Origin of the sequence: Bradyrhizobium xenonodulans (genome assembly GCF_027594865.1) — a bacterium.
Classification (GTDB): Bacteria; Pseudomonadota; Alphaproteobacteria; order Rhizobiales; family Xanthobacteraceae; genus Bradyrhizobium; species Bradyrhizobium xenonodulans.
In genome coordinates this window covers 7,947,763-7,973,735 of sequence record NZ_CP089391.1, presented here as the reverse complement: position 1 = coordinate 7,973,735, position 25,973 = coordinate 7,947,763, and the positions used below count along the sequence as shown (strand labels likewise).

The 25,973-nt window shown below is 64.5% G+C and carries 24 protein-coding genes; 17 read left to right on the top strand and 7 right to left on the bottom strand.

Translation table 11 applies throughout. The features are described from left to right. Positions 1 to 214: 214 nt before the first annotated feature. From I3J27_RS37695 to I3J27_RS37670, 6 genes are all read left to right on the top strand, one after another. Positions 215 to 1,132 (top strand): branched-chain amino acid ABC transporter permease, encoded by a 918-nt coding sequence (locus I3J27_RS37695; RefSeq protein ID WP_008143427.1) that lies wholly within the window; start codon positions 215 to 217, stop codon positions 1,130 to 1,132. Then, entirely contained in the window at positions 1,129 to 2,073 is a 945-nt protein-coding gene (locus tag I3J27_RS37690) for a branched-chain amino acid ABC transporter permease (protein ID WP_270163863.1), read from the top strand. Before I3J27_RS37695 ends, I3J27_RS37690 begins: the two co-directional genes overlap by 4 nt. After that, positions 2,066 to 2,833: an ABC transporter ATP-binding protein gene (locus I3J27_RS37685; RefSeq protein WP_270163862.1), complete on the top strand. Its 768-nt coding sequence runs from the start codon at positions 2,066 to 2,068 to the stop codon at positions 2,831 to 2,833. Before I3J27_RS37690 ends, I3J27_RS37685 begins: the two co-directional genes overlap by 8 nt. Next, positions 2,826 to 3,539: an ABC transporter ATP-binding protein gene (locus tag I3J27_RS37680; RefSeq protein ID WP_270163861.1), complete on the top strand. Its 714-nt coding sequence runs from the start codon at positions 2,826 to 2,828 to the stop codon at positions 3,537 to 3,539. The genes I3J27_RS37685 and I3J27_RS37680 overlap by 8 nt, the downstream gene beginning before the upstream one ends. A gap of 99 nt (positions 3,540 to 3,638) precedes the next feature. After that, the gene (locus I3J27_RS37675) at positions 3,639 to 4,571 is read left to right on the top strand and encodes a helix-turn-helix transcriptional regulator (protein ID WP_270163860.1); all 933 of its coding nucleotides are present in this window, start codon (positions 3,639 to 3,641) and stop codon (positions 4,569 to 4,571) included. Between the two features lie 187 nt (positions 4,572 to 4,758). Then, the gene (locus I3J27_RS37670) at positions 4,759 to 7,065 is read left to right on the top strand and encodes a TonB-dependent siderophore receptor (protein ID WP_270163859.1); all 2,307 of its coding nucleotides are present in this window, start codon (positions 4,759 to 4,761) and stop codon (positions 7,063 to 7,065) included. Between the two features lie 5 nt (positions 7,066 to 7,070). Here I3J27_RS37670 and I3J27_RS37665 read toward each other — a convergent pair whose 3' ends face one another. From I3J27_RS37665 to I3J27_RS37655, 3 genes are all read right to left on the bottom strand, one after another. Beyond that, a complete protein-coding gene (locus tag I3J27_RS37665; protein ID WP_270163858.1) occupies positions 7,071 to 7,415 on the bottom strand; it encodes a hypothetical protein in 345 nt (114 codons plus the stop codon). Positions 7,416 to 7,745: 330 nt separating this feature from the next. Further along, positions 7,746 to 9,182, bottom strand: coding sequence for a glutamine synthetase family protein (locus I3J27_RS37660; RefSeq protein ID WP_270163857.1), 1,437 nt, complete (start codon positions 9,180 to 9,182; stop codon positions 7,746 to 7,748). A 130-nt stretch (positions 9,183 to 9,312) separates the two neighbouring features. Then, positions 9,313 to 10,671 carry an aromatic ring-hydroxylating dioxygenase subunit alpha gene (locus I3J27_RS37655; protein ID WP_270163856.1) on the bottom strand — a complete coding sequence of 453 codons (1,359 nt, stop codon included), beginning with the start codon at positions 10,669 to 10,671 and terminating at the stop codon, positions 9,313 to 9,315. A 113-nt stretch (positions 10,672 to 10,784) separates the two neighbouring features. Here I3J27_RS37655 and I3J27_RS37650 point away from each other — a divergent pair, with 113 nt between their 5' ends. Beyond that, complete coding sequence (locus tag I3J27_RS37650; RefSeq protein ID WP_270163855.1) at positions 10,785 to 11,570, top strand: IclR family transcriptional regulator domain-containing protein; 786 nt, start codon at positions 10,785 to 10,787, stop codon at positions 11,568 to 11,570. 102 nt (positions 11,571 to 11,672) lie between these two features. Continuing rightward, the gene (locus tag I3J27_RS37645) at positions 11,673 to 12,005 is read left to right on the top strand and encodes a PRC-barrel domain-containing protein (RefSeq protein WP_270163854.1); all 333 of its coding nucleotides are present in this window, start codon (positions 11,673 to 11,675) and stop codon (positions 12,003 to 12,005) included. Positions 12,006 to 12,113: 108 nt separating this feature from the next. On the opposite strand, the gene I3J27_RS37640 is transcribed toward I3J27_RS37645, so the two are convergent. Continuing rightward, the gene (locus tag I3J27_RS37640; RefSeq protein WP_270163853.1) at positions 12,114 to 12,506 is read right to left on the bottom strand and encodes a group II truncated hemoglobin; all 393 of its coding nucleotides are present in this window, start codon (positions 12,504 to 12,506) and stop codon (positions 12,114 to 12,116) included. A gap of 2 nt (positions 12,507 to 12,508) precedes the next feature. Next, positions 12,509 to 13,417: a helix-turn-helix transcriptional regulator gene (locus I3J27_RS37635; protein ID WP_028139766.1), complete on the bottom strand. Its 909-nt coding sequence runs from the start codon at positions 13,415 to 13,417 to the stop codon at positions 12,509 to 12,511. A gap of 141 nt (positions 13,418 to 13,558) precedes the next feature. On the opposite strand from I3J27_RS37635, the gene I3J27_RS37630 reads away from it, so the two are divergent. The 5 genes from I3J27_RS37630 to boxB all read left to right on the top strand — a co-directional run bounded on the left by I3J27_RS37630 (position 13,559) and on the right by boxB (position 19,971). Then, complete coding sequence (locus I3J27_RS37630; protein ID WP_270163852.1) at positions 13,559 to 15,100, top strand: benzoate-CoA ligase family protein; 1,542 nt, start codon at positions 13,559 to 13,561, stop codon at positions 15,098 to 15,100. A 234-nt stretch (positions 15,101 to 15,334) separates the two neighbouring features. Then, positions 15,335 to 16,153, top strand: a complete 819-nt coding sequence (locus I3J27_RS37625) for an alpha/beta fold hydrolase (RefSeq protein WP_270163851.1) — start codon at positions 15,335 to 15,337, stop codon at positions 16,151 to 16,153. Between the two features lie 18 nt (positions 16,154 to 16,171). Beyond that, complete coding sequence (locus I3J27_RS37620) at positions 16,172 to 16,696, top strand: DUF309 domain-containing protein (protein ID WP_270163850.1); 525 nt, start codon at positions 16,172 to 16,174, stop codon at positions 16,694 to 16,696. Positions 16,697 to 16,816: 120 nt separating this feature from the next. After that, positions 16,817 to 18,505: a 2,3-epoxybenzoyl-CoA dihydrolase gene (boxC, locus tag I3J27_RS37615; RefSeq protein WP_270163849.1), complete on the top strand. Its 1,689-nt coding sequence runs from the start codon at positions 16,817 to 16,819 to the stop codon at positions 18,503 to 18,505. A gap of 14 nt (positions 18,506 to 18,519) precedes the next feature. Next, positions 18,520 to 19,971, top strand: a complete 1,452-nt coding sequence (gene boxB, locus I3J27_RS37610; protein WP_270163848.1) for a benzoyl-CoA 2,3-epoxidase subunit BoxB — start codon at positions 18,520 to 18,522, stop codon at positions 19,969 to 19,971. A 308-nt stretch (positions 19,972 to 20,279) separates the two neighbouring features. Here the strand turns inward: boxB and I3J27_RS37605 are convergent, their stop codons facing one another. Further along, the gene (locus tag I3J27_RS37605) at positions 20,280 to 21,092 is read right to left on the bottom strand and encodes an SDR family oxidoreductase (RefSeq protein WP_270163847.1); all 813 of its coding nucleotides are present in this window, start codon (positions 21,090 to 21,092) and stop codon (positions 20,280 to 20,282) included. A 238-nt stretch (positions 21,093 to 21,330) separates the two neighbouring features. Next, positions 21,331 to 22,389, bottom strand: coding sequence for a polysaccharide deacetylase family protein (locus I3J27_RS37600; protein ID WP_270163846.1), 1,059 nt, complete (start codon positions 22,387 to 22,389; stop codon positions 21,331 to 21,333). Positions 22,390 to 22,554: 165 nt separating this feature from the next. Here I3J27_RS37600 and I3J27_RS37595 point away from each other — a divergent pair, with 165 nt between their 5' ends. The 4 genes from I3J27_RS37595 (at position 22,555) to I3J27_RS37580 (ending at position 25,869) form a co-directional block, all read left to right on the top strand. Beyond that, complete coding sequence (locus I3J27_RS37595) at positions 22,555 to 23,949, top strand: OmpA family protein (protein WP_270163845.1); 1,395 nt, start codon at positions 22,555 to 22,557, stop codon at positions 23,947 to 23,949. A gap of 2 nt (positions 23,950 to 23,951) precedes the next feature. Further along, positions 23,952 to 24,248, top strand: coding sequence for a hypothetical protein (locus I3J27_RS37590; RefSeq protein WP_270163844.1), 297 nt, complete (start codon positions 23,952 to 23,954; stop codon positions 24,246 to 24,248). Between the two features lie 101 nt (positions 24,249 to 24,349). Continuing rightward, on the top strand, positions 24,350 to 24,940 hold the full coding sequence (locus I3J27_RS37585) for a TetR/AcrR family transcriptional regulator (RefSeq protein ID WP_270163843.1): 591 nt from the start codon (positions 24,350 to 24,352) through the stop codon (positions 24,938 to 24,940). Next, a complete protein-coding gene (locus I3J27_RS37580) occupies positions 24,937 to 25,869 on the top strand; it encodes a haloalkane dehalogenase (protein ID WP_270163842.1) in 933 nt (310 codons plus the stop codon). The genes I3J27_RS37585 and I3J27_RS37580 overlap by 4 nt, the downstream gene beginning before the upstream one ends. Positions 25,870 to 25,973: the final 104 nt, after the last annotated feature.

Genomic DNA, 25,973 nt, shown 5'->3' with positions numbered 1-25,973 from the left:
GCCCCATGCTGCTCGGCAGTCTTCTTGCAAGGCCAATGTCGATCGCATGCATCGGCATGCAACAAAGTGCATGTTTGGTGTCGAATCGCTCTTGCCTCGGAACGATACTGCCATTACCCATTTTTCCGCCTTGAACAGGCAGGGGGAACTCTTTCACTGATGGCGACCGTGTTCGAACATCGGCGCGAAGCTGCGTGCGCCTGAAAGAGTTTTGATGCTGCTCGTCGTCGAACAGTTCCTGAACGGATTGCAGTTTGGCCTGCTCCTGTTCCTCCTCGCCGCCGGCCTGACGCTGGTGTTCGGGATCATGGATCTCGTCAACCTCGCGCACGGCTCGCTCTACATGATGGGCGCCTATTTCGCCGCGACCTTCGCGGCCTGGACCGGCAGCTTCCTGCTCGGCGCGCTGCTGGCGTTAGGGGCCACGCTCGTGCTCGGCATCGTGCTCGAAATGTCGGCGCTGCGGCATCTCTACGGCCGCGACCATCTCGATCATGTGCTCGCGACCTTCGGCCTGATCCTGTTCTTCAACGAAGCCGTGCGGCTGATCTGGGGGCCGGCGGGCCTCGCGCTGCCGCTGCCGGCCTGGCTTACGGTGCCAGTGCCGATCCTGCCCGGCATCCACTATCCCGCTTATCGCCTCGCCATCATCGTTGTCGCGCTGCTGGTTGCGCTGCTGCTCTATCTCGGCGTGATGCGCACCCGCATCGGCATGCTGATCCGCGCCGGCGCCTCCAACCGCGAGATGATCGGTGCGCTCGGCATCAACATCAAGCTGCTCTACACGCTGGTGTTCGGCCTGGGTGCCGCGCTCGCCGGCCTCGCCGGGCTGATGCAGGCGCCGATCCTCACCGTGCAGATCGGCATGGGTGAGAACATCCTGATCCTCGCCTTCGTCATCATCGTGATCGGCGGCATCGGCTCGATCCGCGGCGCGTTCCTCGCCGCGATCTTCGTCGGCATGATCGACACGCTCGGCCGTGCCTTCCTGCCCAATCTGCTGCGGCAAGTGCTGAGCGGCGCCGCGGCCTCTACCGCCGCGCCTGCGCTGTCCTCCATGCTGATCTATTTGCTGATGGCGATCGTGCTGGTGGTGCGGCCGGAGGGGCTGTTTCCGGCCAACCGTCGATGAAGGCTTTCTCGGTGAGCAAGGCCGTCACGGCCCTGATGCTGGCGGGCCTCGTGCTGCTGCCGCTCTATTCGCATCTCTCCGGCAACGTCTTCATCCTGACGCTGTTCACCCGCGTCGTCATCCTGGCGCTGGCCGCCGCGAGCCTCAACCTCATCATGGGCTTTGGCGGCATGATGAGTTTTGGCCACGCCGCCTATCTCGGCATCGGCGGCTATGCCGTGGGCATGCTCGCACAGGAAGGCGTCGGAAGCGGCTTCATCCAGTTTCCGGTCGCGCTCGCGGCCTCCGCGATCTACGCGCTCGTGATCGGCGCGCTCAGCTTGCGCACCCGCGGCGTCTATTTCATCATGATCACGCTCGCCTTCGCGCAGATGGCCTATTACGTCGCCTCGGGCCTCGCACGCTACGGCGGCGATGACGGCCTCACCGTCTACAAGCGCAGCGATTTCTCCGGGTTGATCAATCTCGGCAACCGCACGCAGTTCTACTATCTCTGCCTCGCCTGCCTGTTCGCGGTGATCTTCCTGATTTGGCGCATCGCCAATTCCCGCTTCGGCCTTGTCGTGCAGGGCCTGCGCTCGAACGAGCAGCGCATGCAGGCAATCGGCTTTCCCGCCAAGCGCTACCAGCTGGTCTGCTTCGTCATCTCGGGCACGATGTGCGGCCTCGCCGGCGCGCTGCTTGCCAACAACACCGATTTCGTCAGCCCGGCCGTGATGTACTGGACCCGCTCCGGCGACCTCATGGTGATGGTGATCCTGGGCGGCATGGGCACGCTGTTCGGCCCGGTCATGGGCGCGGTGGTGTATCTGTTGCTGGAAGAATTCCTGTCGCAGATCACCGAATATTGGGCGCTGATCATGGGCCCGCTGCTGCTGCTGATCGTGCTGTTCGGCCGCGGCGGCATCATGGGCATGCTCGGGAGGCTCAATCGTGGCTGAACCGCTGCTCCGCGTCGACAAGCTGGTGCGCCGCTTCGGCGGCATCGTCGCGACAGACAACGTCTCGCTCGACGTTTCGGCCGGCGAGCTGCATGCCATCATCGGCCCGAACGGCGCCGGCAAGACCACGCTGATCAGCCAGCTCACCGGGCATCTCGAACCGCATTCCGGCAGCGTCTTGCTGGCGGGGCGCGACATCACGTACCTGCCGGCCTATCGCCGCTGCGCGCTGGGCCTCGCCCGCTCGTTCCAGATCACCTCGCTGCTGCTCGACTTCACCGCGGCGGACAATGTCGCGCTGGCAGCCCAGGCGCATGCCGGCACCTCGTTCCGCTTCTTCGCCAATGCGCGCAAGGAGAAGGGCCTGCGCGACGCCGCGCATGCCGCGCTCGATCGCGTCGGCCTTGCTCATCGCGCCGATGTCCTGGTGTCGAGGCTCAGCCATGGCGAGCGGCGGCAGATCGAGCTCGCAGTCGCGCTCGCCAGCAAGCCGAAGCTCCTGCTGCTGGACGAGCCGATGGCGGGTCTTGGCGTCACCGAATCCCAGGGCATGGTGAAGCTGCTGCAGGAGCTGCGCAAGGAGGTCTCGATCGTGCTGGTCGAGCACGACATGCCGGCGGTGTTCGCGCTCGCCGACCGCATCTCGGTGCTGGTCTATGGCCGCGTCATCGCCTCGGGCGATCCGGCCTCGATCCGGGCGAATGACGATGTCAAGCGCGCCTATCTCGGCGACCAGCACGTGGTGACGCATCATGGCTGACACGCTGCTCGACGTCGACGGCATCGAGACCTGCTACGGCCTGTCCCAGGTGCTGTTCGGCCTGTCGCTGTCGATCAAGCCGGGCGAAATGGTCTCGCTGATGGGCCGCAACGGCATGGGCAAGACCACCACCATCCGCTCCATCATGGGCCTGACGCCGGCGCGTGCTGGCAGCATCCGTTTTGCGGGCACTGAGGTGCGGCAGCTGCCGTCGTACCGGATCGCCAAGCTCGGCGTCGGTCTGGTCCCCGAGGGACGCCAGATTTTCCCGAACCTCACCGTGCGCGAAAATCTGGTCGCGGCCGCCGCCGATCGCTTCGACAGCCCCAATCCCTGGACGCTGGCGGCGATCTACGTGATGTTCCCGCGCCTTGCCGAGCGCGCGTCCAACATGGGCAACCAGCTCTCCGGCGGCGAGCAGCAGATGCTCGCGATCGGCCGTGCGCTGATGACCAATCCAAAACTGCTGATCCTGGATGAAGCGACCGAAGGCCTCGCGCCGCTGATCCGCGACGAGATCTGGAACTGCCTGTCGCTGCTCAAGAGCCGCGGACAGTCGATCCTGGTCGTCGACAAGAATGTCGACCATCTCGCCCGCATCTGCGACCGCCACACCATCATCGAGCGTGGCAAGACGGTGTGGAGCGGCACCTCGGATGAGCTGATGGCGGAGCCGGATCTCCAGCACAAATATCTGGGTATCTGACGCGTCTCCTGATCCGTCGTCTGCGCCGATCTGCCGCACGCACAGGCCGAGGTCGAACAAACCCGAATTTCGAAGCTCTCCAAACTGCGCGCAGAGGCCTTGAGCGCGCCGCCGCCAGCCGTCAATGTCGCGGCGCAAGCGGATTCGATGCGGGACTTTTACAATCAAATTGCCTGGCGACCTGGAGACGAGATCGGTTCCGTACAGCCTAGTGCTTCAGCGACAGCGCAATGGCTGGATTTCCCGGGCTGCGTGTTCGTCAGAGGTGAGTTTCGAGCCGACCCCGACGGGCCCGCGATTGTCGCGCCGGGCCTGTTCATCTCCGTTGCGTTCGACGACGGCGCGAGCCGCGGCATTCTGCCGCGCGGATCCGGCGGTGAAAGGCAGATGACGGCAATCGCCGTGCGCGAAGCCGTCGCTGCAACATGCTCGGTTCGGTGTGACGAGCGTCCTGCGATAGGCTTGGCGCTTCCCCAAACCTCCATCGACGGGCTCGGACTCGGGAACGCGTTTCGGGCGCTGTTCAAGAACGATGAGGCCGGCGCGGCCATCGTCTCTCTGACGGCGTCTGCGCGCGTGCAGGCCGTCGCGGCGGAAATGTTCTCGCCGCCGGTCGCCGGCAACGCGGCGCAATTGTTGCTGTCGGCGCATGCCGCCGAGATCGTGGTCCACGCCTTGTTCGGCGAGCGCGGACGGATCGAAGTCGATCCGGCCGGCGATCCCCAGCGGATGCGGCTGCAATCGGTCAAGGAGCGGATGGATTCCGATCTCGCCTATCCCTGGAGCATCGACGAACTGGCGCGGCACGCAGGGCTGAGCCGCCGCTCCTTCAACCAGAAATTCCAGATCGCGTATGGCGAAAGCGCGATCGACTATTTGCGGGCCAGGCGACTCGATGCCGCACGTGCGCTTCTGATCCATCAGCGCTTGTCGGTCACCGAGGCGGCCTTTCGGGTCGGCTATGCCCATCCGGCCAATTTCGCAACGGCCTTTCGCAGGCGCTTCGGCCATTCGCCGAGCCGTTGTCAGTAGCGGCGAAAGGATTGCACGCCTGCCGAAATGTTTCGCGATGTGTCGGCATCGTTCGCGATGAGTCTCCGTCCGCAGTCTTGAAAGCCTCCACGTGGAATCAAAGGCGATTTGCACAGTCGCAAAGGCGGTGCGCCTCTCGATCTGCTTACTCCGGTGGTGCTTTTGAAGATGGAACTCGGGGAAGACGATGAGGCGCGACGACGGACAGACGTTCGGCTGGGAACGGGTGGTGAAGGCCGGTCTTGGCGTGGCCGGTCTTGGTGTAGCCGGTCTTGGCGTGGTGCTGCACGCAACGCCATCGGCCGCACAAACCTCCGGGGCCAATTCGACCTCGACGGCGGCGACGTTACCTCCCGTCACGGTGGAGGCACCGAACCAGGTGCGTTCGCGGACCCAATCCGCTCAGCGAGCGTCGCAGTCGCCACGCGGCCGCGTCGCGACGCAGCGAAATTCCGGGCCCGCGCCAGCCAGAAACGCGGGCGTGCGCGAGACCGGTGCCGGTCGTGGCAACGCGTCGAGTGAGAGCAGCTATGTCGCGAGCGGCAGCACGGCGGGCACGAAGACCAACACGCCATTGCTCGAGACACCGCAGTCGATCTCGGTCGTGACGCGCAAGGAGCTCAACGATCGCGCCGTGCAGACGCTGACCGAAGCGGTTGGCTATCAACCCGGCGTTCGCATCGATGCGTCCGGCTACGATCCGCGCTTCGACGCCATCTCGATCCGCGGCTTCGACATCACCTATAACGGCATCTATCTCGATGGCCTGCGCCTCGTCGGGGCCGGTCTCAGCGTGTTCAAGACCGAGCCCTATGGGGTCGACAGTATCACCTTGGTCCGTGGCCCGAGCTCGGCACTCTATGGCCTCGGCTCCCCCGGCGGACTGATCGACCTCCAGAGCAAGCTGCCGACCAGCCAGCCGTTTCACGAGGTGCAGACGGTGTTCGGCGACCGCGATCGCATTCAGGGCAATTTCGACCTGTCGGGCCCGGTCGATGCCGACGGTCAGTTTTCGTATCGGCTGACCGGCGTGATGCGTGACGCGAATGTGTTCGTTCCCGGCGGCAAGGATAACAGGACCTACATCGCGCCTGCCTTCACCTGGAAGCCGGATCAATCGACGACCCTGACGATTCTCGGGTCCTATCAGAAGTCGAAGACGCCCGGGTCGATGTTCACCTATTCCACGGGCACAGGCACCGCCACGGACGTTTTCACGGGCAGCCCATCCTACAATTCGCTCGACCAGGAGCAGGGACGGGTGGGCTATTTGTTCGAGCACGCGTTCAACAACGACATCACCGTCCGCCAGAAATTCCGTTACGTCGATGTCGATGCGGTCACCCGCTATGTCGGCTTTCTCGGCGCTCCCGTGGGCAATGTGGTCTCGCGCTATACCGGCTTGGTTCACGATACGCTGCAATCGGCCATCATGGACAACCAGGTCGAGGCCAAGCTTTCGACCGGGCCGGTGCAGCACACGCTCTTGGTCGGCACCGACTACACCGCGTCGAAGTTCACCGACAGGCAGGGTTTTGGCTTCGGTGTCTCCGATCTCAATGTGGCCTCGCCGGTCTACGCGCCGGAAGCCATTCCCGATCCAGCGATCTCGTCCTCGACGCAGCAGCGGCAAACCCAGTCCGGTGTGTATATCCAGGATCAGGCCAAGCTCGATCACTGGATCCTGACAATGAGCGGCCGCAGCGACTGGGTCCGCACCACAGGTGAGGATCTGTTCGCGCTGACCCGGCAGACGCAGTCTGATCAGGCCTATAGCGGGCGGGCCGGGCTGACCTATGTGTTCGATTCCGGCGTTGCGCCCTACGTCGCCTATTCGACCTCGTTCTTTCCCAATCTCGGCGTCGATCCCACAGGCGCCTTCTTCAAGCCGACCACGGGCAAGCAGACTGAGGTCGGCGTCAAGTATCAGCCGCCGGGGACGCGGAGCTTCATCACCGCCGCGGTCTTCGACCTGACCCAGAGTGGCGGCCTTGTCACGACCGGGACCGGCGTGACGGTCCAGCGCGGCGAGATTCAAAGCCGCGGCTTCGAATTGCAGGGCCTTGCGAGCCTCGGCGGCGGCTTCGACATCACCTCGTCCTACACCTATCTCGACATGGTGACCAAGCAGGCGGCGGACAGCACGACGATCGGCAAGTTTCCGTCCGGCAATCCTCCGCACACCGCGACGCTGTGGGGCAATTATGCCCTGCCGCTGGCCGGCCCGCTCGCGGGACTGAGCGTCGGCGCCGGCGTACGCTACATGTCCTGGAGCTATGGCGACGACGCCAACACGTTCAAGAACAGCTCGGTGACCCTGGTCGACGCGGCGCTGAAATATGATTTCAGCCAGGCGGCGAAGGAGCTGAAGGGCCTCACATTCCAGGTCAATGCCAAGAACCTGTTCAATCTGCACTACACCACGTGCCAGGTCGGCTATTGCTACCGCGGTGCCCCGCTAACCGTGATCGCGACGCTCGGCTATCGCTGGTGAAGTGATCACCAATAGATCCCGTGGCGATGCAACTCGCGCACCACGCGGGCTTCGGTAGAGGGCTGGCGGCGCTTCGGCTTGCTCGTTCCGGCCGTGCTCGCCGGCGGCGTCGATTGTGCGGCTGGAGCCGTCGGGGGCGCCGGTGCCGTCGCCGAGGTCGGCGCGGTGGTCGCGGTCTGGACATTCGCCGGCTGTGATGACGCTTGCGGCGTGGACGTTGCCGTCGTGGCGGGCTGCTCAGTCGCCTGCTGGCTTGAATTGCTCGCCGCGAGACTGAGGCTCCGCGACCCACCCGCATAGGCCTGGCTTGCCAACAGCGACGCCGCCGCGATCAGGATCAGCTTGCGCATGGCATCCCCCTTGATCTGGTCAATCCGTCTTACCTATTGCGCATCCGATGCTGTCAGCGCGCCAGACGGTGCGTGCCGATTTCGATCAAGGTGGTCCGGCACGACAGATGGTAGATCAGGCTGAACAATTGACCCCACATGATCGAACTCCACTGTTGATCACATGAGTGCAGGCTAACGCAGGAGTATTTCCGGCGGTTTTCGTGGGGATGGAAAACGGCTTCGTCCGCCCACGGTGTGATGTCGTCGGAACAGGTAGGACGAAGTCGTCTCACACCGCCGTGAGCGGGGAGCTCTTGCGGTCTTGACCAGCTCTCCAGGAGGAGGGTGTCAAAACACCTCGAAATATTCCCTGTGCTCCCAGTCGGTCACCTCGGACAGGAAGCGGTCGATCTCGGCGTTCTTGATGTGGGTGTAATAGTCGACGAACTCGGGCCCGAACTTCTCGCGGAAGAACGGGTCGTCCTTCAGCGCGCTGACCGCATCGCGCAAGCTTTTCGGCAGCAGCGGCGCCTTGGTCTCGTAGGGCGTGTCGGCGGACGGACCGGGGTCGAGCTTGCGGTCGACGCCGTCGAGGCCTGAGAGGATTTGCGAGGCCATGTAGAGATAGGGATTGGCGGCGGGCTCGCCGATCCGGTTTTCCAGGCGCGTCGCCGCATCGCCGGCGCCGCCGAGCACGCGGATCATCACGCCGCGATTGTCGCGGCCCCAGATCGCGCGGTCGGGTGCCAGCGAATAGGAGCGGTAGCGCTTGTAGCCGTTGATGGTCGGCGTGGTGAACACGGTCGACGCGCGGGCGTGATCGAGCAGGCCGGCGAGATATGAGCGGCCGAATGCGCTGAGCGGCTCGCCGCCGTCTTTTGCCATGAACAGGTTGTCACCGCTCGCGCGCGACACGATCGATTGATGCAGGTGCCAGCCGCTGGCGAACAGGTTCGGAAGCTTCGGCCGGCACATGAAGGTGGCGTGGTAGCCGTGGCGGCGCGCGATCTGCTTCACGGCGGAGCGGAACAGCACCATGTTGTCGGCGGGCTCGAGGCCCTTCTTCGGTGCAAAGGTGAATTCGCACTGGCTCGGGCCGAACTCGACCTCGACGGAGCGCAGGGGAAGTCCAAGTGCGACGATGTCGCGCCGCAAAATCTCCAGCACCGGCTCCATCTGATCGAAGCGCTGCTCGGTGAGATATTGATAGCCGTGGCTGAGCAGGCTCACCGAAGGCGGCGTGCCGGGCTGGCCCGCGTCCTCCGCGCGCATATGCGCTTCGTCGAGCTTGAAGATGTGGAATTCGACTTCGAGCCCCGCCACGAAATCGTGGCCGCGCGCGCCGAGCTCATCGAGCACTTTGCGATAAAGCCCCCGCGTTGCGAACGGCACCGGGCGGCCGTCGTTGAAATAGAGGTCGCAGAGAACCCAGCCCGTCGCCGGCGCCCAGGGCAGCACGCGAAACGTGGTGGGATCGGCGACCATCAGCACGTCGGCCGCGCCCTCCATCTCCTTCATGCCGAAGCCACCGCCGGAGGTGAACACCGGAAACACCGTGCGGTGCGAGGTGTCCTTGGCAAGCATGGTGGTGGTGATGGAGCAGCCGCTTTCCAGCGATGCGATAGCTTCCGACGCGATGATGGTCTTGCCGCGCAGGATGCCGTGCTGGTCGGGGAAGGCGAGGCGGATGACCTCGAGATTCTTCTCGCTGACGAGACGGCCCATGCGCGCCGCCGCATCCTTCTGCTCATCCGACCACAGCGCATGACGCGCGACGAAAGTCACTTTGCGACTCCTTCAACTGCCGTAGGGTGGGCAAAGCGTAGCGTGCCCACCGCGTCGATCGCCTCGGCGGAAGCATGGTGGGCACGGCGCTTTGCGCCTTTGCCCACCCTACGGGGTCCGTGCAAGATCGTCACTCCGCAGCCGTCAGCCGGTGCACGTTGTCCGCGATCTCCTTCGGCACCGGCGCGGTCCACGGTGCGCCGCGGCGGCGCTTGACGTCGACTTCCATCCAGTAGGTTTCCCAGCCGCGCGTCGGCCCGATGCCGTCCATGGTCGCCGGTCCCTGGATGCTGCGCGCGTTGGCCTCGTCAAGGAACAGCATCGGCTTCTCGCCGCCGCCGACCTTCTCGATCTCCTGCCGCAGCAGGCGGCGATATTGCACGATCGCCTTGTCGCTCGAGCCGAGATGCTCCTTGGTGCGGTCCTGGATTGCGCCCATCGATTCCACCGCCCACTGGTCATGAACGTTGATGTCGGTGCCCATGCCGGTGTAGGTCGCGGTCTGCTGCTCGTGCGGATCGAAGCCGTAATCGTTGGCTCTGTTCTTGCGCGATTTGTAGTCGGGCAGCTCATAGAGCTCGAGCCGCTGGTCGCGCATCTTCTGCTTGTCGACCGGGTTCGAATAGCTGGTGAAGATCGCGTACCAGTAGCAGTTCTCGTCGTCGATCGGCACGTGCCACTGCGTGATCGTCATCTCCGTGCTCATGGGAATGACGAAGCCGTGCGGGAAGAGCTGGTTGGTGACGCGCACATGGGTGCGCTCCTCGTCGATCTCGCGCAGCGCGATCAGCCGCAGGCCGTATTCGGTGTGCTCGACATTGATGATCGGGCGGTCATACTCGCGCAGGATCTTCGTCATCGGCAGGTCGGAGCCGGCGGAGGCGCCGCGGAACTGCTTGCCGTAGGCCGTGGAGGTGTCCTCGTCCTCGAAGAAGCGATGCAAATAGGAGGCGTGCGCGGGATCGATGCCGACTTCGAGGGCCTGCAGCCAGTTGCAGGCCATGTGGCCCTTGAACGCGAAAGTGTGCGTGCCGGGTGCGACGAAACAGTCGAGCTCCGGAAAGGCCGGCGGCGCGCCTTCGCCGAGATAAGCCCAGAGGATGCCGCTCTTCTCCACCACGGGATAGGAGCGCTGGCGGATGTTCTGGCAGAGCTTCGAATCCTTCGGCTCGGCCGGCGTCTCGATGCACTGGCCGGTGGCGTCGAACAGCCAGCCATGGAAGGCGCAACGCAGGCCGCCATGCTCGAGCCGCCCGAAGGCGAGGTCGGCGCCGCGATGCGCGCAGTGCCGGTCGATCAGGCCATAGCGCCCGGTCTCGTCGCGAAACAGCACCAGATTCTCGCCGAGCAGCTTGACGGGACGGATCGGACGATCGCCTTCGAGCTCATCCACCAGCGCCGCCGGCTGCCAGTAGCTCCGCATCAGTCTGCCGCACGGATCCTTCGGCCCGGTGCGGGTGATCAGGTCGTTCTGCTCCTGGCTCATCATGGCGAGTGCATCCTTTTGTGGAGTGGCGTTTGTTCGCCTATTGAACGAATGGGCGAATTATGACATGCCTTGGACCGGCAGCAAGCACTATTTTGCAGGATTGTCCCGTCACCATGCCCAAGCTGAAGCGGAGCGATACCGACGAGCGCGCGACGGATTTCGTCGAAGCGCTCGATCGTGGCCTGCGCTTGCTCCAGTGCTTCGGCACGAACACAGGGCCGATGACGCTGAGCGATCTCGCCCGCGCCGCCGAGCTGCCGCGCGCGACCGCCCGGCGCATGCTGTTCACGCTCCAGCGCGGCGGCTACGTCTCCGGCGATGGCAAGCTGTTCTCGCTGACGCCGCATGTGCTGACGCTGGCGGCGTCGTACTTGCGCTCCAGCCAGCTCGTCGCCGTGCTCCAGCCCGTGCTCGATCGCATCGCGACGGCCGCGCAGGAAATCGCCTCGCTCGCGGTGCTCGACGGTGACGACGTCGTGTTCGTCGCGCGCAGCAGTCCGGCGCGGATGTTCTCGGGCGGCCTGGAGATCGGCTATCGCCTCCCGGCCTTCTGCACCTCGGTCGGCCGCGCCATGCTGGGCCAGCTCGACGATGCCGATCTCACTGCGCGCCTCAAGGCGACGACGCGCGAGGCGCTGACGCCGCAGACGGTGACGGACCCCAAGGCGCTACTCACGCGCATCGCCGCCGATCGCGCGCAAGGCTATTCCCTCGTCGACCGCGAGGCCGAACCGCATTTCCGCTCGATCTCGGTCCCCGTCCGCCGTTATGACGACGTCATCGTCGCCGCCATCAACATGGGCGCTCATGTCGATCGCGTGCCGGCACAGGAATTGATCGAGCGTTTCCTGCCGCTGTTGCGCGAGGGCGCAGGCTCCGTGCACTCGCAATTGCTGTAGCTGCGTTGGTGCAACGCAAGAGTGGGCTGCGCCGACGCTAATCCGCCCTACATTCCGCCGTCTGTGCTATAATGCAGTTCGGACAAGATCAGGGAGCACGCCATGCAACACACCATGGTTCCCAGTGATCGCGTCGAACACGTCGCCGTCTATGGGTGCGACGGCACGAAGCTCGGCACGATCGAACGATTGATGCTCGACAAGGTGAGTGGAACGGTCGCCTACGCCGTGATCAAGACCGGCAGGCTGCTCGGTATACATCACCATTATCCCGTGCAGTGGAGCGCGCTGAAATATGATCCGGGACGTCAGGCCTTCCAGGCCGAACTGACGCCGGAGCAATTGAGCAGCGGTCCATGCGAGTTCGACGGCGACGAATTCGACTGGGGCGACCGTTCGCGGCCCTACCCGCATCCGAATTACTGGTCGATCTAGTCGCATTGGGACTTTTGTAGCCCGGGTGAGCGAAGCGATACACGGAGAAGTCGTCGCGAAATTCCCGGATTTGGCGTCGCTCATCCGGGCTACGCGTCGAAGGTGCCGCTAGCGGTTGCGCATCCAGTCGGCGAGGCCGGACAGCGCACGATCGAGGTCTTGCCGCGCGGCGGCATCCGTCACCGTCTCCTCCAGCGCGCCGCGCATGCAGAGCATCCACGCGTCACGCTCGGCATCGCCGATCGCAAAGCCGAGGTGCCGCTGGCGCAGCCGCGGATGGCCCTTCTCGACCGAATAGAGTTTTGGCCCGCCGGTCCATTCGGTGAGATAGCGCTTCAGCACTTCCCTGATCAGGCCGAGGTCGTCCGCATGCATCGCGCGGATGATTTTCGCCTCCGGTAGCGTGTCCATGCGGTCGTAGAAGCGATCGACGAGACGGTCGATCGTGGCACTGCCGCCGATCCGCTCGAACATGGAGGTGGTGACGGTGCTGTCGGTCATCTCTACAGCGCCACGCTGCGCAGGCCGAAGCTGCGGGCTTCGTTTTGCAGCACCGGCCGCACCGCATCGATCAGCCGCGCCGCGGCCGCATCGACGCTGAGCCCCGCGGTATCCACCACCGCGGTCGCGCGCGAATACAGCGGTTCGCGGCTCAGCAGGATATTGCGCAGCTCGGCCATCGCGGAGCGGTCGTCCGCCATCGGGCGCAGATCGCCCTGGCGGCGGACGCGGGCCATATGCTCTTCGGGCTCGGCCTTCAGCCAGATCGTGTAGAACGAGGTCAGGATCTGGTCGAAGGTCAAAGGTTCGGAGACGATGCCGCCGCCGGTCGCCAGCACCATCAGCTCGTTGCGTGCGAGCAGCTGTTGCAGCGCCGCCTGCTCCATGCGGCGAAAGCCTTCCTGGCCGTACAGCGCGATGATCTCGGCGACCGAGAGCCCGTTCTGCTGCTCGACCTCCTTGTTGAGCTCGACAAAACTCCAGCCGACCTTCTTCGCCAGCATCCTGCCGAGCGTGGATTTGCCAGCACCTCGCAGGCCAATCAGCGCGATGCCGCAGAACGGTGCGCGCCGCGGCGCCGAGGCGCTGCCGCCGGCGAGCAGATCCTTTGCCTGCGCGATCTGCGCGGGTGTCGCCTTGCGCAGAAGATCGCGAAACATCTGCCAGTCCGGGGTCGGATCGGCCGAGGGAAGCAAATCTTCGAGATGCGCGCCCATCGCGTCGGAGACACGGCGCAGCAGCACGATCGAGACATTGCCCTTGCCGCTTTCGAGCTGCGCGATGTAGCGCTCCGAGATTCCTGATACCTTGGCGAGTACCTTGCGCGACATGCCGCGCAGCGCGCGCATGGTGCGCACGCGCTGGCCCAGCTGTTCGAGAAATCGGGATTCGGCGTCGGGACTGTCGGTCATGAGCCTTCTTTAGCGGACGCCTTCTTTAACTTTAAAGGTCTTGCGGCGCGTTTTAATGAAACATAATGCCTGCTAGCATTGACAGCAAGCCGGCGTGGTGTCTTTCTATGAATTATAATTCTAAATTCAGGGGAGAAGGCCGTGAGCGAGGGATCCTATAACGCGGTGACCTGGCTGCTCGACCGGAACGTCGAGGAGGGCAGGGGAGGCAAGCTCGTCTTCGACGACACCGTCTCGCGGCTGACCTATGGCGAGCTCCAGCGCGAAACGTGCCGAGCCGCCAACATGCTGCGCCGGCTCGGCGTCCGCCGCGAGGAGCGCGTGGCGATGATCATGCTGGATACGGTCGATTTCCCGGTCGTGTTCCTGGGCGCGATCCGCGCCGGGATCGTGCCGGTGCCGCTCAACACGCTGCTGACCGCAGATCAATACGCCTACATCCTCGCCGATTGCCGTGCCCGCGTGCTGTTCGTCTCCGAAGCGCTCTATCCCGTCATCAAGGACGTGGTTGGCCGCATGCCGGATCTCGAGCATGTCGTGGTGTCCGGCGCCAAGCAGAACGGCCACAAGCAGCTCGCTGAAGAGATCGCCGGCGAGAGCGACCAGTTCACCACCGCCGCGACGCATCCGGACGAGCCGGCCTTCTGGCTCTATTCCTCCGGCTCGACCGGCATGCCCAAGGGCGTGCGCCACATCCATTCGAATCTTCAGGCGACCGCGGATACCTACGCAAAGCAGGTGCTGGGCATCCGCGAGAGCGATGTGTGCCTGTCTGCGGCCAAGCTGTTCTTCGCCTATGGCCTCGGCAATGCGCTGACCTTTCCGATGTCGGTCGGCGCAACGGTCGTACTGAACAGCGAGCGGCCGACGCCGGCGCGCATGTTCGACCTGATGAACCGCTACAATCCCTCGATCTTCTACGGCGTGCCGACATTGTTCGCGGCGATGCTCAACGACGAGACCATGAAAAGCGAGCGCTGCGGCAAGGCTTTGCGCATCTGCACCTCGGCCGGCGAGGCGCTGCCGGAATCCGTCGGCAACAGCTGGAAGGCGCGCTTCGGCGTCGACATCCTCGATGGCGTCGGCTCGACCGAGCTGTTGCATATTTTTCTCTCGAATGCGCCGGGCGACATCAATTACGGCTCGTCCGGCAAGCCGGTACCGGGCTATGCGGTGCGGCTCGTCAACGAGGCCGGCCAGGACGTCGCCGACGGCGAGGTCGGCGAGCTGCTGGTCGATGCGCCCTCCGCCGGCGAGGGCTACTGGAACCAGCGTCACAAGAGCCGCCGCACTTTTGAAGGCCCATGGACCCGCACCGGCGACAAATACGTTCGCGATAGCGAGGGCCGCTACACCTTCTGCGGTCGTGCCGACGACATGTTCAAGGTCTCCGGCATTTGGGTCTCGCCGTTCGAGGTCGAGAGCGCGCTGATCACGCATCCCGCCGTGCTGGAGGCCGCTGTCGTGCCCGAGGCCGATCCGGAAGGCCTGTTGAAGCCGAAGGCCTTCGTCGTGCTGCGGCCCGGCGTGACGACGAGCGGTCTCCAGGAGATGCTGAAGGAGCACGTCAAGCAGAAGATCGGCCCATGGAAATATCCGCGCTGGATCGACGTGGTGGAGTCCTTGCCGAAGACGGCGACGGGAAAGATCCAGCGGTTCAAATTGCGGGACGGCGCGAATTGAGCGTGCGGGCAGCAAGCTCGCTTACTTACCCTCCCCTGGAGGGGGAGGGTCGCTTCGCATGGAGCGAAGCGCAATGCGGAGCGGGGTGGGGTGATCTCTCCACACGGGCACCGCATCCGTGGAGAGACTGTCACCCCACCCCGACTCGCGTTTCGCTCCGCTCAACGTGAGTCGACCCTCCCCCTCCAGGGGAGGGTGGGCACTTCCTCAGCGACCAGGAATCGGAATTCGACCATGACCAACCTCACCCCCACAGGTTTCCTCAGCATCGATGGCGCCAGCCTCGAATACAAATGGCTCGCGCCGCAAGCCGCCGACGCGCCGACCATCGTCATGCTGCATGAAGGCCTCGGCTCGGTCGGCCTCTGGGGCGACTTTCCCGAGAAAGTCCAGCAAGCCACCGGCGCCGGCGTCTTCCTCTATTCCCGCGCAGGCTATGGCCAATCCAGCCCGACGACGCTGCCGCGTCCGCTCGACTACATGCAGCGCGAGGCGCTGGACGTGCTGCCGAAAATCCTCGACGCGATCGGTTTCAAACGCGGCCTGCTGCTCGGCCATTCTGATGGCGCCTCGATCGCAACGATCTATGCCGGCGCGCATCAGGATCACCGGCTGCAAGGCCTGGTGCTGATCGCGCCGCATTTCATCGTCGAGGACATCTCGGTGAAGTCGATCGCCGAGATCAAGACGAGTTTCGAGACCACCGACCTCAAGTCAAAACTGGCGCGCTGGCACAAGGACGTCGACAACGCCTTCCATGGCTGGAACGGTGCCTGGCTCGATCCGAAATTCCGCGACTGGGACATCTCGGAGTACCTGGCCTATATCCGCGTTCCCATTCTGGTCCTGCAAGGTGCAGCCGACCAATATGGCACGCTGCGTCAGCTCGAAATTGCGCAGGAAGAGTGTTACTGTCCGGTAGATTTGAAAATCATTTCAGAGGCGGGCCATTCCCCGCATCGTGAAGCGCCGGGGGCGACGCTTGACGCAATTGAGCCATTTGCAAGAGCGGCCCTGCGCGACGATCAGGGACTTCAGGGACGCGCCGCATGATCATGCGGAGGCACATCGATGAATGTGCCTTCACATGCGAGCGGCCCATTGCCGTGGCCGCGATGGGCCTATGTGCCGGGCGAGACCGGCGCGGTCGACGCGGATTACGAGACGCTTGATTTGGCCAAGGCGCTGGTGCCCCCGGCCTTCCGCGGCCACGTGCCCGCGCGCCATCCGGCGCTGCGCTACGGGCTTGCACTCAACGACCGCGGCTATTTCTGGGAAGCGCAGGAGGTGCTGGAGGCGGTGTGGGCCGCAGCCCCGCAGGGCGGCCGCGAGCGCATCCTGCTGCGCGCCTGTATTCTCGTCTCCAATGCGAATCTGCGGCTGCGCATGCAGCGCTCGCATTCGGCCGCGCGCCTGTTCGGGGATGCGATGGCAGAGTTGCGGGCGCTGAGCGCGCGCAAGGCGGCACCTAGCGGCGACGGCTTTGTCGAGAGCTTTCCTATTCCGGCGCTCAGCGCGCTGCTCCAGGCCAAGCTCGACCGTCCCCAGCTCTCCAAGGCCGACTGGATCGCCCTCGGCGCCATTGTGCGGTCTTAGCCGTCCGCATGAAACAAAGTGCATGCGTCGGCGGTTAAGGGCTAGACGCACTTCAAAAGATGCACTATTGTGCATCTAACGGTAAACGCCAGAACACATAATCAAGCTCAAGGGTGGCCCATGGCCGGGGAAGATCGGCGCCTCGCAGGCGGCGCGACATTCATCGATTTCCAGACCGAACCGTCCCGCTACCGGCACTGGAAGCTCGCGGTCGAGGGCGACGTCGCGACGCTGACCATGGACGTCGACGAGAACGGCGGCCTGTTCGAGGGCTATCTGCTCAAGCTCAATTCCTACGACCTCGGCGTCGACATCGAGCTTGCGGACGTCGTGCAGCGCCTGCGCTTCGAGCACCCCGAGGTGAAGGTCGTCGTGATGCGCTCGGCCAAGAATCGCGTGTTCTGTGCCGGCGCCAACATCCGCATGCTCGCGGGCTCGACGCACGCTCACAAGGTGAACTTCTGCAAATTCACCAACGAGACCCGCAACGGCATGGAAGATTCTTCCGAGAATTCCGGCCAGCGCTACATCACGGTGGTGAACGGCTCGGCCGCCGGCGGCGGTTATGAGCTCGCGCTCGCGACTGACCACATCATCCTCGCCGACGACGGCTCGTCTGCCGTTGCCTTGCCCGAAGTGCCGCTGCTCGCGGTGCTGCCGGGCACCGGCGGCCTCACGCGTGTCGTTGACAAGCGCAAGGTGCGCCGCGACCACGCTGACTTCTTCTGCACCATCGAGGAAGGCGTCAAGGGCAAGCGCGCCGTGCAATGGCGCCTCGTCGACGAAATCGCGCCGAATAGCAAGCTCGAGGCCAGGATCGCCGAGCGCGCCAGGGAATTCGCCGATGGCTCCAAACGCAAGGGCAGCGGTAAAGGCATCGCGCTGACGCCGCTCAAGCGCGCCATCGGCGAGACCAGCATTCACTACGGCTTCGTCACCGTCGACATCGACCGCGCCGCGCGCATCGCCGCCATCTCGATCAAGGCGCCGGAAGCCGCACCTCCCGCCGACATCGACGGCATGATGGCGCAGGGCGCTGCGTTCTGGCCGCTCCAGGTCGCACGCGAGATCGACGACGCCATCCTGCATTTGCGCATCAACGAGCTCGAGATCGCCATGCTGGTGTTCAAGAGCCATGGCGACCGCGCCCATGTGCTGGCATCCGACGCCTTCCTCGAGGCCAACAAGGCGCACTGGCTGGTCAATGAAATCAGGCACTACTGGAAGCGCGTCTTGAAGCGCATCGACGTCACCTCGCGCACACTGGTGACGCTGGTCGAGCCAGGTTCGTGCTTTGCCGGCACGCTCGCCGAGCTCGTGTTCGCCGCCGACCGGTCCTACATGCTGATCGGCACGCGCCAGGGCGACAACCGTCCGCCGCCGTCGATCGAACTTTCCGCGATGAATTTCGGCCCCTATCCGATGAGCCACGGCCTGACCCGGCTGGAATCGCGCTTCCAGGCCGATCCGTCCGATGTCGAGCGCGCGGAAGCTACGATGGGCACCGCCCTCGACGCCGAGCAGGCCGAAGAGCTCGGCCTCGTCACCTTCGCGCTCGACGACATCGACTGGGACGACGAGGTCCGCGTGTTCCTCGAAGAGCGCGCCAGCTTCTCGCCCGACAGCCTCACCGGCATGGAAGCGAGCCTGCGCTTCGTCGGTCCCGAGACCATGGAATCAAAAATCTTCTCGCGCCTGACCGCATGGCAGAACTGGATATTCCAGCGCCCCAACGCGGTCGGCGAGGAAGGCGCGCTGCGCCGCTACGGCAGCGGCCAGAAGCCGAAATTCGATATGACTAGAGTTTAGGGAGAAGCACGGCCATGAACATGAACATCATGAACGTCGACTACTCGACCAAGATTCCCAACAACGTGAATCTCGCCGAAGACCGCCAGGTGCTGAAGGCGCTGGAAGGCTGGCATCCCGGTTACATGGATTGGTGGAGCGACATGGGGCCGGAAGGTTTCCAGGAATCGTTGGTGTATTTGCGCACTGCCTACTCGGTCGATCCGCGCGGCTGGGCCAAGTTCGATTACGTGCGCATGCCCGACTATCGCTGGGGCATTCTGCTGGCGCCCCAGGAAGAGAACCGCGTCGTGCCGTTCGGCGAGCATTATGGCGAGCCGGCCTGGCAGGAAGTGCCGGGCGAATACCGCGCCATGCTGCGCCGCCTGATCGTGATCCAGGGCGATACTGAACCGGCCTCGGTCGAGCAGCAGCGCCATCTCGGCAAGACCGCGCCCTCGCTCTACGACATGCGCAACCTGTTCCAGGTCAATGTCGAGGAAGGCCGCCACCTCTGGGCGATGGTCTATCTGCTGCAAAAGTACTTCGGTCGCGACGGCCGCGAGGAAGCCGACGATTTGCTCCGCCGCCGCTCCGGCGATGCCGATGCGCCGCGCATGCTGGGCGCCTTCAACGAGGCGACGCCGGACTGGCTGTCCTTCTTCATGTTCACCTACTTCACCGACCGCGACGGCAAGATGCAGCTGCACAGCCTCGCGCAGTCGGGCTTCGATCCGCTGTCGCGCACCTGCCGCTTCATGCTGACCGAGGAAGCGCACCACATGTTCGTCGGCGAGACCGGCATCACCCGCGTCGTGCAGCGCACCTGCGATGCGATGCGCGAAGCCGGCATCACTGATCCCACGGACATCGCCAAGGTCCGCGCGCTCGGCGTCATCGATCTGCCGACCATCCAGAAGAAGCTGAACCTGCACTACACGCTGTCGCTCGATCTGTTCGGCTCGGAAGTCTCGACCAACGCGGCCAACGCCTTCAACACCGGCATCAAGGGCCGCTATCACGAGACCCAGATCGACGACGATCACCAGCTCAAGAACGCGACCTATCCGGTGCTGAAGTTCATCAACGGCGAGATCAAGCTGGTGGACGAGCCGGCGCTGACCGCACTCAACATGCGCCTGCGCGACGATTACAGCCAGGATTGCGTCAAGGGCATGCTGCGCTGGAACAAGGTGATCTCGACCGCGGGCTACGATTTCAAGCTGACGCTGCCCAACGTCGCCTTCCACCGCCACATCGGCGAGTTTAAGGACGTGCACGCGACGCCCGACGGCATTTTGATCGACGATGCCATGTGGGCGAAGCGCAAGGACGAATGGCTGCCCTCGAAGGCCGATGGCGACTTCATCACCTCCCTGATGCAGCCCGTCACCGAAACCGGCGTGTTCGCCTCCTGGATCGCGCCGCCCAAGGTCGGCATCGACAACAAGCCCGGCGATTTCGAGTATGTGAAGATCGAGTCGTAAGGGGGCTGCGCGCGAGACGCGACAGCCGCGTTACACAACTGGTGTCATCACCCGCGAAAGCGGGTGATCCAGTACTCCGCGGCAGCAGTGGTTAGGTCGATAGGCCGCGGCGTAGCCGGGGCATGACAGTGATTGTGGGGTGAGGGCCAGGTCTCACGCCGGTGTTTTGCCCGACGGGTCAACATCATCGCAGCGCCGCCGCACGGCCAAAAAAATCCCTTATGGATCAAGGGGCCTTCTACTGTGCATGGGGTTGTTTTCGACGTTTTGGTTTCGAACCCCGCTGCGCGTAACGGAGATTGCCCCGATCACTCGCTATCCCACCCGCTCCCCTTGATCCCGGGGTTGGCGTAAACGATGCCGCCATCCACCGCGATGGTCGCGCCCACCACGTAGTCGCCCGCGCGCGACGCCAGATAGATCGCGGCGCCCGCCATGTCCTCGTCGGTGCCGATGCGGCCCACGGGCACGCGGGTCGCGACCTCGTCGGCATGATCGCGCGCGGCGCGGTTCATGTCGGATTTGAACGGGCCCGGTGCGATCGCGGTGACCACGACGTGGTCGGAGATCAGCTTCACCGCCATGCGCCTTGTCAGATGGATCAGGCCGGCCTTGCTCGCGGCATAAGAATAGGTCTCGCCCGGATTGACGAAGATGCCGTCGATCGAGGCGATGTTGATCACCTTCGCCGGCCGCTCGGCGCTAGCAGATGCGCGCAGCGTCGGCGCCAGCGCCTTGGTCAGGAAGAACGGCGCCTTGACGTTGAGGTTCATCACCTTGTCCCAGCCACTCTCCGGGAATTCGTCGAACTCGGCGCCCCAGGCCGCTCCCGCATTGTTGACGAGGATGTCGAGCTTCTGTTCGCGCTTGTTGTATTCACTCGCCAGCAGTTCGGCGCCGGCAACGGTCGAGATGTCGATCGGCAGCGCGATGCATTCGCCGCCATATTGCGCGGTGAGCTCGTTCGCGGTGGCCTCGCACGGTCCCGCCTTGCGCGCGGTGATGTAGACCTTCGCAGCGCCGGCGCTGAGGAATCCCGCCGCGATCATCTTGCCGATGCCGCGCGAGCCGCCGGTCACGAGCGCGACGCGGCCTTTGAGCGAGAACAGATCGTTGAACATGGTACCTCCCTTGGTTGGCGATGTTTTTGGGCGGGGAGGCGAGGGGAGTCAAGGAAGGCGCTGAGTGTGGCGCGACAGCGATTCAACCAACTCGGTGTCGTCCCCGCGCACGCGGGGACCCATAACCCCAGGGAGTAGTTGGACGAAGATTCGTCGTTCGGTACTTCTATCGATATCGATGGATAGCTTCCGCGGTATGGGTCCCCGCGTTCGCGGGGACGACACCCAGGGTAGGCTACTAAGCCGCCGCGATCCGACGAAAGCCGTTCCACATCGCGGTTGCGGCGCCCGAGGTCAGCACCGGCAGAATCCGCGTGTCCTGGTAGTTGCCGTTGAGCGAGACGCGCGGCAGCGCGGTCATGTGGCCGGCATTCTCGGCGAACAGCATGCCGGGCCGCGTCGTCACTGCGGTCTTGAAGCCGGCGGTTGCGGCAAGCGCGAATTCGCGCTCGCCCGCGGCATCGCGGTCGCCGTAGGGATATGCAAAATGCTGCACCTTGCGGCCGAGCGCCTGCTCGATCCGCGCGCGGCTCACCGCCATCTCCTGCGATGCGATCTCCCCGCTCTGCCTGGCGAGATTGCAATGACTGATGGAATGCGCGCCGATTGTCACCAGCGGATCGGCGGCAAAGGTCTTCACCTCGTTCCAGGACAGACACAGGCCGCGGCACAGCGCTTCCATGTCGACGTCATATGTCGTGCAGAGCGCCTCGATCTCACGCTTGAGATCATGCTCGCCTGGAAGCGCGCGCAGCCAGTCGTGCAGGCGGTCGAACGCCGCCTGTTTTGCAGCAGGGGTCGTCGCATCGAGCCGCAGCGCGCCATTGCCGATTTGGACGTCGATCTGCTCGGCCTTGGCGATCACGGCCTCCAGCGCCGTCCACCAGAGACGTCCGGTGCCCTCGGCGAAATCGCTGGCGACGTAGACGGCCAGGGGCGCGTCAAATTCGCGCAGAACCGGCAGCGCGTGGTCGAGATTGTCGCGGTAGCCGTCGTCCAGGGTGAAGGCGGCGAAGCGGCGCGCGAACCTGCCCTGCACCAGCCGCTCATGCAGCTCGTCCATGCTGACGATGTCGATGTCGCGCGAGCGCAGGTGGCTCAGCGTGGCGCGCAGGAATTCCGGGGTGACCTCGAGGTGCCGGTTGGGCTGGAACGCGGCGTCGCGGGCCGGCCGGACGTGGTGCAGCATGAAAATAGCGCCGACGCCCGACAAAAGCGGGCGCAAGAGGTGGTGCGCCCCGCTGAAATAGAGTGCTCCCAGCCCGGCGCGGATGACGTTGTTACGGAGTTGTTTCATGTCCGGCTGGCAGACCCCTGGCATTCCGTCCTCAACTTAGGGTGACACCCTTGAAGAAAAAGTTATTCCAATTGTTCATGCAGGGCCTTTGGAAGGGCGTCATTTCCGGTTTGACAGCCCGTCAAGGGTTTGTTTTGTCTCCGGTTCCAGAGTTCGGGTCGTCGAATGCAGAAGCTTTTCAGGTGGGCCAGCAAATGGTGGCCGGGGCTGATCCCCCTGGCCGTCATGTGGGGATTTGCGGCCTGGAATAATACCTTGCCGGTCGAGGCGGACCTGTCCGCGCGCAGCTCGGCGGCGCTCAAGGATACCGTTCTGGACAAGACCCGGATCGCGGTGGACGGCCGCGACATCGCTCTGGCCGCGGACGCCTTTTCCGAGGAAGGCCGCCGCGACGCGGTCATGGCGGTGGACATGGTCCCGGGCGTGCGCCTGGTCGACGACCGGACCCGCCTCGTTCCCGAAGCCAAACCCTTCGTCTGGAATGCCGAGCGTGACGTGGTGCGGGTGACGCTGTCGGGCTCCGCGCCCTTGCCGTCGATGAAGGCAAGGCTCACCGAGGCGGCGCGCAAGGAGGTCAACGGGGTCGAGGTCGCCGATCAGATGGGGCTGGCACGCGGTGCGCCGGCACGGTTCGAGGCGGCCGCGATGCTGCTGCTCGACCAGATCGGCAAGCTCAAGGACGGCAAGATCACGATCACGGACACCAAGGTCAATCTGTCGGGCATGGCGCGCGACCTCGGCGGCCGTGAGGCGATTGCGGCTGCGCTGAAGAACCTGCCCGAGGGGTTTTCGATCGCCGCCAACGAGGTCAAGGCGCCGCCCTACATCTTCCAGGCCTACAAGGACCCGGTCGCCGCGACCGTGACGCTGACCGGCTACGTGCCCGACAACAACGTGCACGCGGCCATCGCGACCAGCGCGTTGCGAAAGTTCTTCACCGAGAAAGTCGTCGACAATCTCAAGGCCAGCATCGGCGCGCCGGCGTCGTTCAACACGGCGGTGGTTGCAGCGCTCGGCGCGCTGTCGCGGCTGTCGACCGGCACGCTCGTGGTCTCCGACCGCGAGGTGAAGCTGTCGGGTGATGCGCTCTACGAGGGCGCCGCCAACGACATCCGCGCCGGCCTCGGCAAGGACTTTCCCAAGAACTGGCAATACAAGCCGGAGATCACGGTGAAGCCGGCCGCGGGGCCGGTCGATGGCACGGTCTGCCAGCAATTGTTCACCGAGCTCCTCAACAAGGGCAAGATCCGTTTCGCAGCCAAGCGCGCCGACATCGATCCGGATTCCGCAGCCATCCTCGATCATCTGATCGAGACCGCGCTGCGCTGCCCCACCACCAATATCGAGGTCGCCGGCCACACCGATGCCGACGGCGAGGACTCCTTCAACCAGGCACTGTCGGAGAAGCGCGCGCAGGCGGTGATCGATTATCTGGTCAAGGCCGGTCTGCCCGCCACCCGCTTCGCCGCGGTCGGCCATGGCGCCACGCAGCCGCTCGCCGGCAACGACACCGACGAAGGCAAGGCGCAGAACCGCCGCATCGAATTTCTGGTGAGGTGACGATGCCCTATCTCGTCTCGTTCCATATGGGCTGGCTGATCGGCTCGCTGCTGCTGGGCTTCTGCATGGGCTGGATCTCGGTGGTCCAGCGCGGCAACGGCACCTCCAAGGTGACCGCGCGCTGGCTCGCGGTGCTCGCTGCCGCCCTGGTCGCGGCCTCGATCGCGCATGTGGTGCCCGGCCGCTTCGGCTACTGGCTCGACCTCGGCCTGATCATGTTCGCCTGCTACCTCGCCGGCTGCACCATCGGCGCCTGGCTGCGCTTCTGGGTCGTCTCGCGCAGCCATCCAGCGGCCTGATCTGTCGTCCAAGAATCCGGTAACCGATTGACCAGCAAAGAAGATTGCCGGGCAACAAATTCGCGCTTGACATAAATACGTACGTACGTATTAATTCGTCTATGCCAAAACCCTCGCTTAAAGACGCCATCCTCGACGCCGGTCTCAAGGTCATGTTCCGAACCGGCTATCACGGCACCAGCGTGCGCGACGTCACCGCGGCCGCGGGCGCGCCGCAGGGGTCCTTCACCAACCATTTCCGCTCCAAGGAGGCGTTCGCCTCGGAGGTGCTCGACCGCTATTTCGAAATCACCAGCGGATTGGTCGCCGAAGCGCTCGACGACGCCTCGCTGACGCCGCGGGCGCGGCTCAGGCGCTATCTCGACATCATCACCTTCCGGCTGGAGGCCGACGGTTATGGACGCGGCTGCCTGATTGGCGATCTCAGCCTGGAAGCGAGCGGCAGCAGCGAGCTGTTGCGCGAACGCCTTGCAGCGATCTTCGCCGAGTGGCGCGCGCCGTTTGCCGCCTGCATCAGGGATGCCCAGACGAGCGGCGAGATCGCATCCGATTTCGCGCCTGATGAGCTTGCCGACTTCCTGCTCGCGTCCTGGCAGGGCGCGATCCTGCGCATGAAGGTCGACCGCAGTCCCAAGGCGCTCGAACGTTTCAAGACCATCGCATTCCAAACCGTGTTCAAGGAGCCGACATGAGTAAGCCGATCGAGATCGAAATTCGCAACGCGTCTGTCCTGGGAAGCAGCATGGCCTATCGCGAGACGGGTCGGGAAGATGCGCCGGTCGCGCTGTTCCTGCACGGCAATCCGACGTCGTCGCACATCTGGCGCAACATCCTGCCGCTGGTGTCGCCGGTCGCCCGTTGCATCGCGCCAGACCTCGTCGGCTTCGGTCAATCCGACAAGCCCGACATCGCCTATCGCTTCTTCGATCATGTCCGCTATCTCGATGCATTCATTGAGGAGCGCGGCATTCATTCGGCCTATCTCGTCGCGCAGGACTGGGGCACGGCGCTGGCATTTCATCTCGCCGCGCGCCGCCCGGATCTCGTGCGCGGCCTCGCCTTCATGGAGTTCATCCGTCCGATGCCGACCTGGCAGGATTTCCACCATACCGAGGTCGCGGAAGAGCAGGATCATGCCGAGGCGGCGCGCGCGGCCTTCCGCAAATTCAGGACGCCGGGGGAGGGCGAGGCGATGATCCTCGAGGCCAACGCGTTCGTTGAGCGCGTGCTGCCGGGCGGCATCGTGCGCAAGCTCAGCGACGAGGAGATGGCGCCCTATCGCGCGCCGTTCCCGACGCCGCAGAGTCGCCGTCCTGTTCTTGTGCTTCCGCGCGAATTGCCGATCGCAGGCGAGCCCGCCGATGTCTATGCCGCGCTCCAATCCGCGCACGCGGCGCTGGCCGCGTCATCCTATCCAAAGCTGCTCTTCACCGGCGAGCCCGGAGCTCTGGTCGCGCCGGAATTTGCCGAGCGGTTTGCAGCCGCCTTGAAGCACTGCGCGCTCGTTCGTCTCGGCGCCGGCCTGCACTTCCTCCAGGAGGATCACCCTGAGGCGATCGGGCGCTCTGTCGCCGGATGGATCGCCGGCATCGAAGCGGTGCGCCCGCAGCTTGCGGCCTGAGGAGAATACTACCTCCGAACAACATGCTCCTCGAGGCCGCGCTGGCGGGCGGCCGCGAGGACCTCTGTGATATCGCAGTGCAACCCGATGATCGGGAGCGAGGC

Bases quoted from the DNA above. Each gene is read 5' to 3' on its own strand.
- I3J27_RS37695 (WP_008143427.1), top strand. From the start codon at position 215: ATGCTGCTCGTCGTCGAACAGTTCCTGAACGGATTGCAGTTTGGCCTG.
- I3J27_RS37690 (WP_270163863.1), top strand. From the start codon at position 1,129: ATGAAGGCTTTCTCGGTGAGCAAGGCCGTCACGGCCCTGATGCTGGCG.
- I3J27_RS37680 (WP_270163861.1), top strand. From the start codon at position 2,826: ATGGCTGACACGCTGCTCGACGTCGACGGCATCGAGACCTGCTACGGC.
- I3J27_RS37670 (WP_270163859.1), top strand. From the start codon at position 4,759: ATGAGGCGCGACGACGGACAGACGTTCGGCTGGGAACGGGTGGTGAAG.
- I3J27_RS37665 (WP_270163858.1), bottom strand. From the start codon at position 7,415: ATGCGCAAGCTGATCCTGATCGCGGCGGCGTCGCTGTTGGCAAGCCAG.
- I3J27_RS37655 (WP_270163856.1), bottom strand. From the start codon at position 10,671: ATGATGAGCCAGGAGCAGAACGACCTGATCACCCGCACCGGGCCGAAG.
- I3J27_RS37650 (WP_270163855.1), top strand. From the start codon at position 10,785: ATGCCCAAGCTGAAGCGGAGCGATACCGACGAGCGCGCGACGGATTTC.
- I3J27_RS37645 (WP_270163854.1), top strand. From the start codon at position 11,673: ATGCAACACACCATGGTTCCCAGTGATCGCGTCGAACACGTCGCCGTC.
- I3J27_RS37640 (WP_270163853.1), bottom strand. From the start codon at position 12,506: ATGACCGACAGCACCGTCACCACCTCCATGTTCGAGCGGATCGGCGGC.
- I3J27_RS37635 (WP_028139766.1), bottom strand. From the start codon at position 13,417: ATGACCGACAGTCCCGACGCCGAATCCCGATTTCTCGAACAGCTGGGC.
- I3J27_RS37625 (WP_270163851.1), top strand. From the start codon at position 15,335: ATGACCAACCTCACCCCCACAGGTTTCCTCAGCATCGATGGCGCCAGC.
- I3J27_RS37620 (WP_270163850.1), top strand. From the start codon at position 16,172: ATGAATGTGCCTTCACATGCGAGCGGCCCATTGCCGTGGCCGCGATGG.
- boxC (WP_270163849.1), top strand. From the start codon at position 16,817: ATGGCCGGGGAAGATCGGCGCCTCGCAGGCGGCGCGACATTCATCGAT.
- boxB (WP_270163848.1), top strand. From the start codon at position 18,520: ATGAACATGAACATCATGAACGTCGACTACTCGACCAAGATTCCCAAC.
- I3J27_RS37605 (WP_270163847.1), bottom strand. From the start codon at position 21,092: ATGTTCAACGATCTGTTCTCGCTCAAAGGCCGCGTCGCGCTCGTGACC.
- I3J27_RS37600 (WP_270163846.1), bottom strand. From the start codon at position 22,389: ATGAAACAACTCCGTAACAACGTCATCCGCGCCGGGCTGGGAGCACTC.
- I3J27_RS37595 (WP_270163845.1), top strand. From the start codon at position 22,555: ATGCAGAAGCTTTTCAGGTGGGCCAGCAAATGGTGGCCGGGGCTGATC.
- I3J27_RS37590 (WP_270163844.1), top strand. From the start codon at position 23,952: ATGCCCTATCTCGTCTCGTTCCATATGGGCTGGCTGATCGGCTCGCTG.
- I3J27_RS37585 (WP_270163843.1), top strand. From the start codon at position 24,350: ATGCCAAAACCCTCGCTTAAAGACGCCATCCTCGACGCCGGTCTCAAG.
- I3J27_RS37580 (WP_270163842.1), top strand. From the start codon at position 24,937: ATGAGTAAGCCGATCGAGATCGAAATTCGCAACGCGTCTGTCCTGGGA.